Origin of the sequence: Stenotrophomonas maltophilia (assembly GCF_001676385.1) — a bacterium.
Taxonomy (GTDB): domain Bacteria; phylum Pseudomonadota; class Gammaproteobacteria; order Xanthomonadales; family Xanthomonadaceae; genus Stenotrophomonas; species Stenotrophomonas maltophilia_J.
Genome location: NZ_LYVJ01000011.1, coordinates 184,174 through 197,589 on the forward strand (window position 1 = coordinate 184,174; position 13,416 = coordinate 197,589).

Consider the following 13,416-nt stretch of genomic DNA (forward strand, 5'->3'; position numbering starts at 1 on the left):
TGAGAGCCCATGCCTTGGTTGCGCCATCTGTCCGTCGTGCTCGCCCTGGCGCTGTGTGCGCCGCTGTCCGCTCACGCCATCGAGTTCAGTACGCAGGAACTGGCCCGCGCCAAGATCCTGCAGCAGCGCCTGGTCACTCTGGACAGCCATCTGGATACGCCGGCCAACTTCGGCCGAATCGGCTTCGATATCGAACAGCGCCACGACCGCAACGCGCTTTCGCAGGTCGACTACCCGCGCATGGTCGAAGGCGCGCTGGACGGTGGCTTCTGGGCGATCTACACCGATCAGGGCGACCGCAGCCCGGCCGCTCACCTGGCCGAACGTGACCACGGGTTGCAGCGACTGCTGGAGATCCGCGAAATGCTGGCCGCCAATCCCGAGCGTTTCGCGCTGGCATTGACCGCCGATGACGCGGCGCGGATCAAGGCCGCCGGCAAGCGCGTGGTCTACATCAGCATGGAAAACGCCAGCCCGCTGGTGGAAGACCCCAGCCTGCTCTCGTTCTACCACCGCGCCGGCCTGCGCCTGCTCAGCACCGTGCACTTCGCCAACAACGAGTTCGCCGATTCGGCCACCGACCCCAAGGGGGCGGAGTGGAAGGGCCTGAGCCCGGCCGGCAAGGACCTGGTGCGGCAGGCGGTGAAGCTGGGCATCGTGATCGACCAGTCACATGCCTCGGACGCGGTGTTCGATGACCTGCTGGCAATGATGCCGGTGCCGTTCGTGCTCTCTCACAGCTCGGCCAAGGCGGTCTACGACCACCCGCGCAATCTGGATGACGCGCGCCTGCGCAAGCTGGCCAAGGCCGGCGGCGTGATCCAGGTGAACGCCTATGGCGGTTACCTGATCGACACGGCGAAGACGCCCGAGCGCAAGCAGGCCGAAGAAGCACTCAGCAAGCAGCTGGGCGGCTGGGAAGGGATGGGCATCGAGCAGGGCGTCGCGCTGCTGAAGGCCGAGCAGGCGCTGGACCACGAACACCCGGTGCGCCATGCCAGCCTGGACGACTTCTTCGCCCACTTCGAGCACATCCTAAAGGTGGTCGGCCCCGAGCACGTGGGCATCGGCCTTGACTGGGATGGCGGCGGTGGCTTGAGCGACCTGCCCGATGTCAGCCAGCTGCCGAAGATCACCGCGTGGCTGCTGCGCAAGGGTTACACCGAGCAGCAGATTGCCGGCATCTGGGGCGGCAACCTGCTGCGGGTGATGCGCCAGGCGCAGGATTACGCCGCGGGCAAGTAGAGTCGAGCCATGCTCGACTGCTTCGACAGGCATCGCGTGAGTCGAGCATGGCTCGACTCTACAAAGGGGCGCCGGGCCACGCCCGGCGGCGTCCTTACTTCGCGATCAGCGCGTGGCGGCGGCTGTACAGGAAATACAGCACCAGGCCTGCCACGTTCCACAGCAGGAAATACAGCTGGGTGGTGTGCGGCAGGCTGACGAACAGGTAGATGCAGCCCAGCGCGGCCAGCGGGCCGACCAGGAAGGCGAGCGGGGTACGGAAGGTGCGTTCGCGGTCCGGCTCGCGCAGGCGCAGCACCACCAGGCAGATACCCACGGCGGTGAACGCGGCCAGGGTACCGGCGTTGGCCAGCGCGGCAATCTCGTCCAGGCGGGCCACACCGGCCAGCGCCGACACCACCACCGCGGTGAACAGCGTGGTCGCCACCGGCGTGCCGGTGCGTGCGTTGACCTTGGACAGCCCACGCGGCAGCAGGCCGTCGCGGCTCATCACGAAGAAGATGCGGCTCTGGCCGTACAGGAAGGCCAGCAGCACGGTCGGCAGCGCGATGATCGCGATCACGCCGATCACCATTGCCGCGGTCGGATGACCCAGCTGGCGCATGATCAGCGCCAGCGGCTCGGCGCTGTGGCCGAATACCGCGTAGCTCATCGCACCCACGGCGGCCAGCGCCACCAGCACGTAGACGATGGTGCAGCCGATCATCGAACCGATGATGCCGATCGACAGGTCGCGGCCGGGGTTCTTGGTTTCCTCGGCCGCGGTGGAAATCGCATCGAAGCCGTAGAAGGCGAAGAAGATGATGGCCGCCGCCGCCATCACGCCGTGCTCGACGCCATCAGGGCCCATCGACTTGGCGAAGCCGTAAGGCATGAACGGCTGCAGGTTGCTGCTGTCGAACGCGGGCAGCGCCACAGCCACGAAGATCGCCAGTGCGATCAGCTTGAACACCACCAGGATGGCGTTGAGGGTGGCGCTTTCCTTGGTGCCGGCCATCAGCATGCCGGCCACCAGCCAGGTGATCACGATGGCGGGCAGGTTGATCATGCCGCCTTCCACGTGTGGGCCGGCCGCCAGCCAGGCCGGCAGGTGCACGTTCCAGCCGAACTGGGTGTGGACCCATTCGAGGAAGCCGACGAAGTAGCCGGACCAGCCCACCGCCACCGTACTCACCACCAGCGAGTACTCCAGGATCAGGCTCCAGCCCACCACCCAGGCGAACACCTCGCCCAGTGCGCTGTAGCTGTAGGTATAGGCACTGCCTGCGGCCGGCATCATCGTCGACAGTTCGGCGTAGGACAGCGCCGCGCAGGCGCAGACCGCGCCGGCGATGGCGAATGAGATCAGCACGGCCGGGCCGGCCAGATTGGCACCCACGCCGATCAGCGTGTAGATGCCGGTACCGACAATGGCTCCGATGCCCAGCGCGATCAGGTGTGGCCAGCTGAGCGTTGGGATCAGGCGCCTGCCGGCTTCGTGGGTGGTGACGGAATCTAGGGACTTGCGCCGGAACAGGGACATGCAGGCCTCGGAAGGGGGCTGGGAACGACAAGCTCCCGAGTGTGAACGAATGCGCCGCAGCATTACCACTGATGGCGGTCATGCAAGGGTCGAACGCGACACCGATGACGCCTGTACGCCACCGTTTGCGCCGAAATCAGCACAATTTCAGGCAAAAATCGAATTTGTCCGAGTGCCGGTCGGCCGCCTCAGCCATTGAGCCCCAACCGGATGCCGAACCCCACCAGGAACAGGCCGGCCACGCGGCGCAGCGCATCGCTGATCCGCGGGTGCTGGATCAGCCGGCGCCGGGCCAGGTTGCCCACGCCGATCAGCAGCGAGCAGTAGGCGATGCTGACCACCAGGATGATGCCGGCGAGCGCTGCGAAGGTGGCAATGCCCTGGTGCGCCTTCGGGTCGATGAACAGCGGCAGGAAGGCCATGTAGAACAGGATTGCCTTCGGGTTGAGCAGGCTGACCAGGATCGCCTGCTGGAAGTAGCGGCCGGGCTGCATGCGGATCGGGCCGGCGTCACCGCCCTCGTGCTTCGGTGTGCGCAGCAGGTTGATGCCGACCCACACCAGGTAGGCGGCGCCCAGGTATTGCACGGCGTGGAATACCAGCGGGTTGGCTTTGAGCAGCGCGGCCACGCCGGCCAGCGCCAGCCACATCAGGATCTGGTCGCCGACCAGCAGGCCGGCCAGCGCGGTATAGCCACCGCGCACGCCCCCGCGTCCGGTGGCGGTCAGCAGAGTGAACGTGCCGGGACCGGGCAGCGCGAGAAACACCAGCACGGCGACCAGAAACGTCCACAGGTCCTGGATGCCCATCCACGGCATGGCGATGCGCTCCTGTTATTCGGGGCGGCCATTGTCGGCCAGCGCCCCGGTTGGCGACAGAGGGCGGCCGGGGCCGACCGGCATGCCGGACAGCAGCGGTTGCAGGTGCTGGCGCAGTTGCGCATGCAGTTGCCGCACCGCCGGCGAGAACTGCTTGCGGTGCGGGCACACCAGCTGCAGTGGAATGCTGCTGCCGACGCCGTCGAGCAGCAGCTGCAGGCGACCGGCCCGCACGTCCTCGCGCAGGTCCAGCCAGGATTTGTAGGTAATGCCTTCGCCGGCCACCGCCCAGCGCCGGACCACGTCGGCATCGTCGCAGACCAGCGGCCCGCGCACCGGGACCACGCTGCGGCGCCCTTCGGTATCGAACGACCAACGGTCATAGGCGCGGCCGTTGAGCTGATAGACCAGGCAATCATGCTCGCGCAGGTCGTCCAGGCGCGTGGGTATGCCGCGCCGCCGGAGGTAAGCAGGGGAGGCCGCCAGCACCCGCCGGTTACCCTCCAGCAGGGGCAGGGCAACGTAGCTGGCGTCGTCGAAGTGGCCAATGCGGATCGCCACGTCCACCGGGTCGCGGAACACATCGGCGACCTCGTCGGACAGGCGCAGGTGCAGGCGCAGCCGGGGATGGGCCGCACGAAACGCGCCCAGCCAGGGCAGCAGCAGGTTGCGGCCGAAGTCCGACGGCGCCGACAGCTGCAGGGTGCCGTGCAGTTCGGTGTCCTCGCCCTGCACGCGGGCCTGGCCTTCGCGCAGCGTCGCCAGTACCTCCTGCGCATACGGCAGGTACAGTGCGCCCTCGCCGGTCAGGCGCAGGCTGCGGGTGGTACGCACGAACAGGCGCAGGTCCAGTTCGCGCTCCAGCCGTGCCACGGCGGCGGCGACCTGGCCGGGAAGCAGATCGGCCTCCCGTGCTGCGTGCGAGAAGCTGCCCAGCGCGGCGGTACGAACGAACAGCTGCAGGTCGTCGAATCGGATCATTTTCATTGCTGGAGTGAAAGTGCTGCCCGATTCTGCGCCTTTCTGCGGGAGCGTGCGCGGCGCAACCTGTCGTCTCCTTCCCCACTGGACCGCTGCCATGCGCGCCATTGCCTACACCCAAGCCGGCCTGCCGATCGAAGATGCCCAGGCCCTGATCGATATCGAACTGGAGCTGCCGCAACCCGGCCCGCGCGACCTGCGCGTGGCGGTGCGCGCGGTGGCGGTGAACCCGGTTGACACCAAGGTCCGTCGCGGCGCGGCCACCGACGGCCCGCGCGTGCTGGGCTGGGATGCGGTCGGCATCGTCGACGCAGTGGGCAGTGATGTGACCCTGTTCCAGCCGGGCGATGCGGTCTATTACGCCGGCGTGATTGATCGTCCGGGCAGCAACGCCGAGTACCAGCTGGTGGATGAGCGCAGCGTCGGCCGCAAGCCGGCCAGCCTTGATGATGCCGCCGCCGCCGCATTGCCGCTGACCGCGATCACCGCCTGGGAGCTGTTGTTCGACCGCCTGCGCATTCCCGAAGGCGGCGGCGAAGGCCAGACTCTGCTGGTGATCGGCGCCGCCGGCGGCGTTGGTTCGATCCTGGTGCAGCTGGCGCGGAAGCTGACGAAGCTGACGGTGATTGGCACCGCTTCGCGCCCGGATACGCAGGACTGGGTCTATGCGATGGGGGCGCACCATGTGATCGACCACCGCCTGCCCCTGGCCGAGGGCCTGGCACGGCTTGGCATCAGCGAAGTGCAGCACGTGGCCAGCCTGACCCACTCGGACCAGCATTACCCGCAGGTCGTGGAGCTGCTGGCGCCACAAGGCCAGCTCGGCCTGATCGACGACCCGGGCCAGGTGGATGTGATGGCACTCAAGCGCAAGGCGCTGTCACTGCACTGGGAGTCGATGTTCACCCGGCCGCTGTACCGCACCGCCGACATGCAGCGCCAGCATGACCTGTTGAACCGTGTCTCGGAACTGATCGATGCCGGCGTGCTGCAGACCACGTTGGGCGAGCACTTCGGTCGTATCGATGCCGCCAACCTGCGGCGGGCGCATGCGCTGCTGGAAAGCCACCGCGCCCGGGGCAAGATCGTGCTGGAAGGCTGGTAAGGCCGGCTGTTCCCGCGCCCCAGGGGTCAGATCCTTTTCCCTTGGGAAAGGGATCTGAGCCCTGCCTCAGGCCACGCCATTGTCGACGTGCTCGGCGAAACCGGGCTGAAGGCGCAGTCGCTCGAACCAGGCCTCCAGATGCGGCAGCAGGGGCTTGGCGCCGGGCGTGCTGCGCCAGCGCTGGGTCGACACGCCCAGCACGATGTCGGCGAGAGTGAAGGTGTCGCCCACAACGTAGGAACGACCGCCTGCCAGCTGGGCATCGAGGACGCCCATCAGCCGGTTCCACTGTGCCATGCCGGCCTCGGCGCGGGCATCATCGAGGTAATCCGGGTGTTGGCGTACCCGGGCCATGAACACGTGGCGCCAGGCACTGTTGAGGTCGCTGGCCTGCCAGTCCATCCACTGCTCGACCCGGGCCCGGTCCTGCGCCTGGCTGGGCAGCAGGTCGTCGCGGTCGGCGCGCGCGGCCAGATAGCGGCAGATGCTGTTGGACTCCCACAGCACGAAGTCGCCGTCGCGCAGTACCGGCACCTGCCGGTTAGGGTTCAGCGCGGCCAGCAGGTCCGGCGGCGGTGCCGGCTCGTGGTGCAGGGTCAGATCGAGCCCCGCGCACAACCACAGCACCTTGCGCACATTGATGGAGGTGGGCTTTCCGTACAGAGCAAGCATGGTCCCGGACGCAGCGGATGAGACTCGCCCAGCCTACACTTGCCCCATGCAAACCGAATACCTGCTCATTGCCGGCCTTCTATTGGCCGTGCTCATCCTGCAGCTGGTCGCCCTGCTGCGCCGCCCGCCGCATGATCGGCTGGAACAGGCAGTGCGCGAGGAGGCGCGGGCCGGACGCAGCGAGCTGCGCGAACAGCTCGATGGCTTCGCCCGCGCGCTGAATGACCTGTCCACCCGCACCGACCAGCGCCTGGACCTGCTGCGTGAAGCGCTGGGCGACGACGCGCGCAAGGCACGTGCCGAGGCGGCAGACACGCAGCAGCGGGGTGCAGCCCTGCTGGCGCAGCGCCTGCAGGAGCTGCGTGGCCAGCTGGATGCGTTCGGGCAGCAGCAGGAGGCCCGCATCCATGCCTTTGGCCAGCAGCTGCAGGAGCTCACCAGCCGCACCGACACGCAGCTGGGAGCCCTGCGCCAGACCCTGGTGGACGATGCGCGCAAGGGCCGCGAGGAAGGCGCCCAGTCACAGCAGCGCCTCACCGACAGCCTGGGCCTGCGCCTGCAGGAACTGACCCAGCGCAATGAACAGCGCATCGCCGAGATGCGCGCGACGCTGGAGGAACAGCTGCGCGCGCTGCAGAGCGACAACGCGCAGAAGCTGGAGCAGATGCGCCACACGGTCGACGAGAAGCTGCAGTCGACGCTGGAATCACGCCTCGGCAGTTCCTTCAAGCTGGTGTCCGAGCGCCTGGAACAGGTCCAGCGTGGCTTGGGCGAGATGCAGCAGCTGGCCACCGGCGTCGGCGACCTCAAGCGCGTGCTGACCAACGTCAAGAACCGCGGTAGCTGGGGCGAGGTGCAGCTGGAAAACATCCTGGAGCAGACGCTGACCCAGGAGCAATACGCGCGCGCGGTGAAGGTACGCCCTGACAGTGGCGAGATGGTCGACATTGCCGTGAGGCTGCCGGGGCGCAGCCAGGCCGACACGCCGGTGTGGCTGCCGATCGACTCCAAGTTCCCGCGTGAGGACTACGAGCGGCTGCTGGATGCACAGGAACAGGGCGACGCCGAGGGTGTCCGCCTGCAGGGGATCCAGCTGGAGCGCGCGATCCGCGTACAGGCCAAGTCGATCTGCGACAAGTACATCGCGCCGCCACACACCACGGATTTCGCGGTGATGTTCCTGCCCACCGAAGGCCTGTATGCCGAAGTGATCCGGCGCCCCGGCCTGGTTGACCTGCTGCAGCGCGAGCATCGCGTGGTGGTGGCCGGGCCGACCACGGTGACCGCGCTGCTCAACAGCCTGCAGATGGGCTTCCGCACCTTGGCCATCGAGCAACGCTCAAGCGAGGTCTGGAGCCTGCTTGGGGCAGTCAAGAGCGAGTTCGGCAAGTTCGCCGGGATTCTGGAAAAGGCTGAGAAGCAGATCAGCACCGTTGGCCGCAGCATCGGCGAGGCCAGCCGCAAGACCCGCACCATCGAGCGCCGCCTGCGTGGCGTGGAGTCGCTGGCAGCGGAGCAGGTGCAGTCCCTGCTGGGCGACCTGGGGGAAACCGAGGCCGAGGAAGAAGGGCCTGACGGCGAGGAGGCCTGAGCCGACCGGGCATGCCGCCTGCGTCATCAATGCGTATGCTGGTGGCCTGTCCTTCTGATCGGGTATCGCCATGCGCCTGCGACTCTGCATCGGTTTCATGCTGGCCGCACTGCTCACCGCTTGCAGCAGTGCAGTGCCGGTTGTCAGGGGGGTGGCAGAGCCCGCTGCACCCAGCGGCCCCGAAGCGGCCGCGGCCTATCAGGAAGCGCGCGATGTCGACTGCCAAGCGGCCGGTGGCACTCTGCAGCGACTGGGCCGCCTGCAGCGCGAGCAGTGCGTGATTCCCTACACCGATGCTGGCAAGGCATGCAGCCGCAAGAGCGACTGCACCGGCCAGTGCCTGGCCGGCACCGCGGTGGCCGCAGGCAGCGTTGCCCGGGGTACCTGCCAGCGTGATGCCAGCCAGAATTTCGGCTGCCGCCAGCGCATCGACGAAGGCACGGCGCAGGGCACGATCTGCGTGGATTGAGGATGTCCTGCGTAGAGCCGAGCCCATGCTCGGCTGCCCAGCAATGAGCATGGGCCCGGCTCTGCAACAGCGCGTGCGGCGCTATGCTGTCGGGCCATTCCCCGCTGCAACCGGAGCCCCGCGTGAGCACCCCGATCCAGGATATTCCCCTTACCACCATCGACGGCCAGCCGTCCTCGCTTGCCGACTACCAGGGCAAGGTACTGCTGCTGGTCAACGTCGCCTCCAAGTGCGGCCTGACCCCGCAGTACGAAGGCCTGCAGGCGCTGTATGCAGAAAAGCACGCACAGGGCCTGGAAGTGCTGGCTTTCCCGGCCAACAACTTCCTCGGTCAGGAACCCGGCAGTGACGCGGAGATCCAGCAGTTCTGCCAGCTTACCTATGACGTCGGCTTCCCGATGTTTTCCAAGATCAGCGTGGCCGGTGACGACACCCACCCGCTGTACCGCCAGCTGACCGCAGCGCAGCCGGTCTCGATCGGTGAAGGCCCGCTGCGTGAGCGCCTGGCCAGCAAGGAGATCCCGATCCATCCAGCACCGTCGGTGCTGTGGAACTTCGAGAAGTTCCTGATCGGCCGCGATGGCAAGGTCATGGCCCGTTTCGCGCCGGACGTGGCTGCCGACGATGCGCGCCTGCGCGAGGCCATCGAAACCGCGCTGGCTGCTTGAGGAAAGGTGGGCCAACCAGGACTGGCACCCGCCGCAAAAAGAAAAAACCCCGCCTCGGCGGGGTTTTTTCACGTACTCATGAGCAGGCTCAGTTGGTCCACTGCGGCATCGGCATCGCATCGACCGGGATCGGCGAATCTGCATCGTCATGACCGCGGTCGCGCTTGCTGCGCAGATCGTTTTCGATCTGGTAGTTGCGCCGTTGCATCCAGGCGTCGCGGACCAGCGAGTACTCATCCACGGCGCTGTCGCGCAGGTCGTCGATCGCCAGCAACTGCGCGCGGGTATCGACCAGCTGCAGGCCCTGCAGGCCGATGCGGACCTTGTCCTGTTCGATGCGGCGGATCGGCGACAGCGGGATGTCGCCGGCCAGGCCGAATACATCGCGCACGGTGCGCGGGCCGAAGAACGGCAGTTCCACATAGCGCGAACGGCGCCAGCCCCAGGCGCCCAGCGTCTGGCCGAAGTCTTCATTGCGTCGCGGCACCATCGCCTTGCTGGCCGGATCGAACAGGCCACCGATGCCCAGCGTGCTGTTCATCAGGAAGCGGCCGAGGCTGTCCCAGGCATCCGCGCCGCGGCCCTGCAGCAGCTGGTTGGTAATGGTGACCGGAGCACGCAGGTTGCTGAAGAAATTGCTGATGCCGGTGCGGGCGAAGCGCGGAACCACATGGGTATAGGCCGTCGCCAACGGGCGTGCAACGCTGCGGTCGACCGCATTGTTGAACGTGTGCACCTTGCGGTTGAATTTCTCCCACGGATCGTAGGCTGCGGCGCTGCCGGTCGCGTTGGTGCCGCCATACAGGGCGTCGAAGTCGTCGTCGCCGCCCGGTGCGGTGGCAGTGGCATCGGCCGTGCCGGTGGCCGTGGGCTGCGCAGGAGCCGCCGAAGGCTGTGCCGCCGCAGGTACCGGCTGGCTGGCCACGGTCGGCGCCGCCGCCGTGCCAGTGGTGCCGGCAACGGCATCCGGGGCTGCATCGGCCGGCGCTTCGGTGGGTGCGCTGGCCGGGACCGCAGTGGCGGCCATGGGTGCATCGCTGTGCGTGGCCTTGCCGGCACAGGCCGTCAAGGAGGCGGCCAGGACGATCAGGAAGAAAGCGCGTATGACGTTCATGTCAGCTCGCAGCAGAAGTAGCGTTGAAATCCAGGTCGGGCGACAGCCGGTAGGCGGCGCTCAGTTCGTTGTAACCGGCCGGTGCGCCGGAGATCGCCAGCGCGTGGCCGCTGCTGCGTGCACGCGCTGCCAGCTCGGCCAGCAGTGCCAGGCCGGCGCTGTCCACGCGCTCGACCTCGCCGAGGTCCAGCCTCGCCAGTTTGGCGGGGAGGGCCTGGAGCTGCGGCCACAGCGCGATCACCGCAGCCCGGTCGAGCACCCCGCGCAGGCGCAGGGTATCGCCCTCCAGCAGCGCCAGCGCGTTACTTGCCATTGGCCGCAGGCCCGGCCTGCATGCTGCCGTTGCGCAGTTCGGTGGCCACCTGCTTGATGCCCTTCTGGCGCAGCGGGGAGTCGAACTGGTTCCGGAAGGTCTGGACGTAGGAGATGCCTTCGATGTTGACGTCGAAGATCTTCCATTGGCCGTTCACGTTGCGCATCCAGTACTCGACCGGCGTCGGCTCGTTGCCGGCGCGGACCAGCTCGGTGCTCACGCGCACGCCGCGGTTGCCCGGCAGCGGGCTTTCACCCTTCAGGCGGAAGCTGGGCTTGCCCTGGATGTTGAGCAGGGCCGAGCCGTAGCGCTGCATCAGGCTGTCGGCCATCGCATCGGCGAACAGCTTGATGTCGGCGTCGGATGCACCCCTCGAGTGCGGGCCCAGCACCAGGCGCGCGGCATAGTCGCGGTCGAAGGTGCGGTTCAGTTCGCTGTCGATGTAGCCACGCAGGCTGGCCGCGTTGCTGCTGAACTCGCCCCGGCGTTGCTGCAGCGTGGTGAGGATGCGCGTGCTGGCATCGATCACCACTTTGCCCGCCTGGCCCTGCGTCGCGGTAACGGCGGGGGCGGTGGCCTGCGCCTGGGCGAGGAACGGGGTGGCCGTCAGCAGCGCCGAGGCAAGCAGGGCCGGGATCAGTTTGGTCTTCATGGTTGCGGTTCCGTTGCAGGCGCCTGCGCGCCATCGTTGGGTTTCTGAGCGGCGTCGCCACCGGCGCCGCCGCTGAACATGTACTTGCCGACCAGCTGGATCAGGTCCACGGCCGGCTGGGTGAAGACGATCTCGTCACCCGCCTTGAGCACGTCCGGATCGCCACCCGGCTGCAGACCGATATAGCTTTCGCCGAGCAAACCACTGGTGAAGATGCCGGCCGAGGTGTCCGCCGGCAGGTCCTTGACCTTGGCATCCATGCGCAGCGTCACGATCGATTCGAATTTCACCGGGTCCAGGTCGATCGAGGCGACCTGGCCGACGGTGACACCACCGATCTTCACTGGCGCCTGCTTGCGCAGCTGGCCGACCTGCGAGAAGCGTGCCTTCAGCTCATAGCCGCCGCTGCCCCAGCTCCAGCGCTGGTTGGTCGAGGCCACGGCCAGCACCAGCAGCGAGGCCAGGGCCAGCAGCAGGAACGCGCCGACGGAGAATTCGAGTCTGGGACCGCGGATGGCCATGTTGGATTACCTGATCGAGTCGTTGTGGCCGCGCGCGCCTGCGCACCGCCGGTGGAAGGGTTAGGTGAACAACATTGCCGACAGCACGAAGTTGAACATCAGTACCAGCAGCGAGGCGTTGACCACTGCGCGGGTCGTCGCCACCGACGTGCCCTCGATGGTCGGCTCGGCGTGGAAACCCACATAGGCAGCGACCAGTGCGGCAGTGCCGCCGAAGATCGCCGATTTCAGCATCGCCACGCCGAAGTCATCCCAGAAGTCGACGCTGTTGCGCAGTGCCGACCAGAACACGCCGTTGTCCAGCCCCAGCACATGCACCGCTTCGAAGTAGCTGGCACTGATCGCCAGCGAGCAGAAAATACCGGTGAGCAACGGCACGGTCAGCACCGCCGCCCAGAAGCGCGGCGCCACCGCCTTGGCCACCGGGTCGATCGCCATCAGTTCCAGTGCCTTGATCTGGTCGGTGGCGCGCATCAGGCCCAGTTCGGCGGCGATCGAGCTGCCGGCACGGCCGATGAACAACAACGCGGTCAGCACGGGCGCCAGCTCGCGGTACAGCGACAGGCCCAGCAGGGTTGACAGTGCATCCGCCGCACCGAAGGTAGTCAGCGTGCGATAGCCCTGCAGGGTCAGCACCAGGCCGACAAAGGCACCGCCGACGGCAATGATCGGCAGCGAGCGTGCGCCGATCTTGTAGATCTCGCGGGTCAGTTCGGCCAGGAAGTCACGGGTGGGCAGTGAACCACGCAGGACCGTCAGCGAGAACAGGCCGGCGCGGCCCAGAGAACGGGTAGCGTCAACGAACGGCATCAGGCCACCCTCGCGCGTGGCGCGGCATCGAACGGAATGGGGCCATCGGGCTGGCCATGCAGGAACTGCCGCAGCAGCGGATCCTGGCTGGACTGCAGCGCCTCGGGCGTGCCCTGGAACACGATGCCGCCGTTGGCGATCGCGATCACCTGGTCGCAGATCGGCAGGGTTTCATGCACGTGGTGGCTGACGATGATGCTGGTCAGGCCGAGGCTGTGGTTGAGGCGCTGGATCAGGCTCATGATCACGCCCGAGGCGATCGGGTCCAGCCCGGTCAGCGGCTCGTCGTAGATCATCAGCGGCGGGTCCAGTGCGAGTGCACGGGCCAGCGCCACGCGGCGCGCCATGCCCCCCGACAGCTCCCGCGGCCACGCATCGGCGGCGGCCAGCAGGCCTACCGCATGCAACTTCATCTCCACCAGCCGGCGCAGCACCACGGCGGGCAGGCGGGTATGCGTGCGCAGCGGCAGCGCGACGTTCTCGGCCACGGTGAGGTCGGTGAGCAGGCCATTGCCCTGCAGCAGCACGCCTACGCTCCTGCGCATTTCCAGCAGGGCGCCGCTGTCCTGCGGGACCGGCCTGCCGAACAGCGTGATCGCGCCGGCGACCGGGCGAAGCTCACCGGTCAACGCCGCCAGCAGGGTCGACTTGCCGCTGCCGGACGGGCCAAGTACCGCCGTAATGCTGCCTTTGGGCACCTGCATCGATACATCGCGCAGGATCGTGCGCCCGCCCCGGTCGATGCGGACGTTGGACAACTGCACCAGACTGGAGGCGGAAGCCGGCATGGGCACCATTAACGTTTTTTCGACAGGGCAGGATCGGGCCAGCTGGCTGAACATAAGCAGACTGGGCGGTCCAGTATTGTTGCACGACAACGGCCCGCGCAGGCCGGGACAATCGGCGGGACGCCCGGAACAATCCATACCGGCGGT

The 13,416-nt window shown here is 67.4% G+C and carries 15 protein-coding genes; 5 read left to right on the forward strand and 10 right to left on the reverse strand.

Translation table 11 applies throughout. The features are described 5' to 3' along the window. The first annotated feature begins 9 nt into the window (after nucleotides 1-9). On the forward strand, nucleotides 10-1,245 hold the full coding sequence (locus tag A9K58_RS15185; RefSeq protein WP_065200123.1) for a dipeptidase: 1,236 nt from the start codon (nucleotides 10-12) through the stop codon (nucleotides 1,243-1,245). 94 nt (nucleotides 1,246-1,339) lie between these two features. Here the strand turns inward: A9K58_RS15185 and A9K58_RS15190 are convergent, their stop codons facing one another. The 3 genes from A9K58_RS15190 to A9K58_RS15200 form a co-directional block, all read right to left on the reverse strand. Continuing rightward, a complete protein-coding gene (locus A9K58_RS15190) occupies nucleotides 1,340-2,767 on the reverse strand; it encodes an amino acid permease (RefSeq protein WP_065200124.1) in 1,428 nt (475 codons plus the stop codon). 188 nt (nucleotides 2,768-2,955) lie between these two features. Next, the gene (gene leuE / locus A9K58_RS15195) at nucleotides 2,956-3,585 is read right to left on the reverse strand and encodes a leucine efflux protein LeuE (protein WP_065200125.1); all 630 of its coding nucleotides are present in this window, start codon (nucleotides 3,583-3,585) and stop codon (nucleotides 2,956-2,958) included. A 15-nt stretch (nucleotides 3,586-3,600) separates the two neighbouring features. After that, entirely contained in the window at nucleotides 3,601-4,572 is a 972-nt protein-coding gene (locus A9K58_RS15200) for a LysR family transcriptional regulator (RefSeq protein WP_065200126.1), read from the reverse strand. A 91-nt stretch (nucleotides 4,573-4,663) separates the two neighbouring features. Here A9K58_RS15200 and A9K58_RS15205 point away from each other — a divergent pair, with 91 nt between their 5' ends. Next, a complete protein-coding gene (locus A9K58_RS15205; RefSeq protein WP_065200127.1) occupies nucleotides 4,664-5,671 on the forward strand; it encodes a zinc-binding alcohol dehydrogenase family protein in 1,008 nt (335 codons plus the stop codon). A gap of 66 nt (nucleotides 5,672-5,737) precedes the next feature. Here A9K58_RS15205 and A9K58_RS15210 read toward each other — a convergent pair whose 3' ends face one another. Next, nucleotides 5,738-6,343 (reverse strand): glutathione S-transferase family protein, encoded by a 606-nt coding sequence (locus A9K58_RS15210; RefSeq protein ID WP_065200128.1) that lies wholly within the window; start codon nucleotides 6,341-6,343, stop codon nucleotides 5,738-5,740. 46 nt (nucleotides 6,344-6,389) lie between these two features. Between A9K58_RS15210 and A9K58_RS15215 the strand changes: the two genes are divergently transcribed. The 3 genes from A9K58_RS15215 (at nucleotide 6,390) to A9K58_RS15225 (ending at nucleotide 9,071) form a co-directional block, all read left to right on the forward strand. Continuing rightward, nucleotides 6,390-7,934, forward strand: a complete 1,545-nt coding sequence (locus tag A9K58_RS15215; protein ID WP_065200129.1) for a DNA recombination protein RmuC — start codon at nucleotides 6,390-6,392, stop codon at nucleotides 7,932-7,934. Nucleotides 7,935-8,004: 70 nt separating this feature from the next. Further along, nucleotides 8,005-8,403 (forward strand): hypothetical protein, encoded by a 399-nt coding sequence (locus tag A9K58_RS15220; protein ID WP_065200130.1) that lies wholly within the window; start codon nucleotides 8,005-8,007, stop codon nucleotides 8,401-8,403. 83 nt (nucleotides 8,404-8,486) lie between these two features. Next, nucleotides 8,487-9,071: a glutathione peroxidase gene (locus A9K58_RS15225; protein ID WP_407070832.1), complete on the forward strand. Its 585-nt coding sequence runs from the start codon at nucleotides 8,487-8,489 to the stop codon at nucleotides 9,069-9,071. Nucleotides 9,072-9,159: 88 nt separating this feature from the next. On the opposite strand, the gene A9K58_RS15230 is transcribed toward A9K58_RS15225, so the two are convergent. Genes A9K58_RS15230 through A9K58_RS15255 form a run of 6 tightly spaced genes read right to left on the reverse strand, consistent with a single transcriptional unit; the run spans nucleotide 9,160 to nucleotide 13,269 of the window. Beyond that, nucleotides 9,160-10,185, reverse strand: coding sequence for an MlaA family lipoprotein (locus A9K58_RS15230; RefSeq protein ID WP_065200131.1), 1,026 nt, complete (start codon nucleotides 10,183-10,185; stop codon nucleotides 9,160-9,162). A gap of 1 nt (nucleotide 10,186) precedes the next feature. Beyond that, nucleotides 10,187-10,498 (reverse strand): STAS domain-containing protein, encoded by a 312-nt coding sequence (locus A9K58_RS15235; protein WP_065200132.1) that lies wholly within the window; start codon nucleotides 10,496-10,498, stop codon nucleotides 10,187-10,189. Next, a complete protein-coding gene (locus tag A9K58_RS15240; protein WP_065200133.1) occupies nucleotides 10,488-11,150 on the reverse strand; it encodes an MlaC/ttg2D family ABC transporter substrate-binding protein in 663 nt (220 codons plus the stop codon). Before A9K58_RS15240 ends, A9K58_RS15235 begins: the two co-directional genes overlap by 11 nt. Then, nucleotides 11,147-11,671 carry an outer membrane lipid asymmetry maintenance protein MlaD gene (gene mlaD, locus A9K58_RS15245; protein ID WP_065200134.1) on the reverse strand — a complete coding sequence of 175 codons (525 nt, stop codon included), beginning with the start codon at nucleotides 11,669-11,671 and terminating at the stop codon, nucleotides 11,147-11,149. The genes A9K58_RS15240 and mlaD overlap by 4 nt, the downstream gene beginning before the upstream one ends. A gap of 60 nt (nucleotides 11,672-11,731) precedes the next feature. Further along, nucleotides 11,732-12,481: an MlaE family lipid ABC transporter permease subunit gene (locus tag A9K58_RS15250; protein WP_065200135.1), complete on the reverse strand. Its 750-nt coding sequence runs from the start codon at nucleotides 12,479-12,481 to the stop codon at nucleotides 11,732-11,734. Further along, a complete protein-coding gene (locus tag A9K58_RS15255) occupies nucleotides 12,481-13,269 on the reverse strand; it encodes an ABC transporter ATP-binding protein (RefSeq protein ID WP_065200158.1) in 789 nt (262 codons plus the stop codon). The genes A9K58_RS15250 and A9K58_RS15255 overlap by 1 nt, the downstream gene beginning before the upstream one ends. Nucleotides 13,270-13,416: the final 147 nt, after the last annotated feature.

What these genes read in the sequence shown, in the direction of transcription:
- A9K58_RS15190 (WP_065200124.1), bottom strand. Translation starts at nt 2,767, where the DNA reads ATGTCCCTGTTCCGGCGCAAGTCCCTAGATTCCGTCACCACCCACGAA.
- A9K58_RS15250 (WP_065200135.1), bottom strand. Translation starts at nt 12,481, where the DNA reads ATGCCGTTCGTTGACGCTACCCGTTCTCTGGGCCGCGCCGGCCTGTTC.
- A9K58_RS15215 (WP_065200129.1), top strand. Translation starts at nt 6,390, where the DNA reads ATGCAAACCGAATACCTGCTCATTGCCGGCCTTCTATTGGCCGTGCTC.
- A9K58_RS15240 (WP_065200133.1), bottom strand. Translation starts at nt 11,150, where the DNA reads ATGAAGACCAAACTGATCCCGGCCCTGCTTGCCTCGGCGCTGCTGACG.
- A9K58_RS15235 (WP_065200132.1), bottom strand. Translation starts at nt 10,498, where the DNA reads ATGGCAAGTAACGCGCTGGCGCTGCTGGAGGGCGATACCCTGCGCCTG.
- A9K58_RS15225 (WP_407070832.1), top strand. Translation starts at nt 8,487, where the DNA reads ATGCTGTCGGGCCATTCCCCGCTGCAACCGGAGCCCCGCGTGAGCACC.
- A9K58_RS15255 (WP_065200158.1), bottom strand. Translation starts at nt 13,269, where the DNA reads ATGCCGGCTTCCGCCTCCAGTCTGGTGCAGTTGTCCAACGTCCGCATC.
- A9K58_RS15200 (WP_065200126.1), bottom strand. Translation starts at nt 4,572, where the DNA reads ATGAAAATGATCCGATTCGACGACCTGCAGCTGTTCGTTCGTACCGCC.
- A9K58_RS15230 (WP_065200131.1), bottom strand. Translation starts at nt 10,185, where the DNA reads ATGAACGTCATACGCGCTTTCTTCCTGATCGTCCTGGCCGCCTCCTTG.
- A9K58_RS15185 (WP_065200123.1), top strand. Translation starts at nt 10, where the DNA reads ATGCCTTGGTTGCGCCATCTGTCCGTCGTGCTCGCCCTGGCGCTGTGT.
- A9K58_RS15220 (WP_065200130.1), top strand. Translation starts at nt 8,005, where the DNA reads ATGCGCCTGCGACTCTGCATCGGTTTCATGCTGGCCGCACTGCTCACC.
- mlaD (WP_065200134.1), bottom strand. Translation starts at nt 11,671, where the DNA reads ATGGCCATCCGCGGTCCCAGACTCGAATTCTCCGTCGGCGCGTTCCTG.
- A9K58_RS15210 (WP_065200128.1), bottom strand. Translation starts at nt 6,343, where the DNA reads ATGCTTGCTCTGTACGGAAAGCCCACCTCCATCAATGTGCGCAAGGTG.
- A9K58_RS15205 (WP_065200127.1), top strand. Translation starts at nt 4,664, where the DNA reads ATGCGCGCCATTGCCTACACCCAAGCCGGCCTGCCGATCGAAGATGCC.
- leuE (WP_065200125.1), bottom strand. Translation starts at nt 3,585, where the DNA reads ATGCCGTGGATGGGCATCCAGGACCTGTGGACGTTTCTGGTCGCCGTG.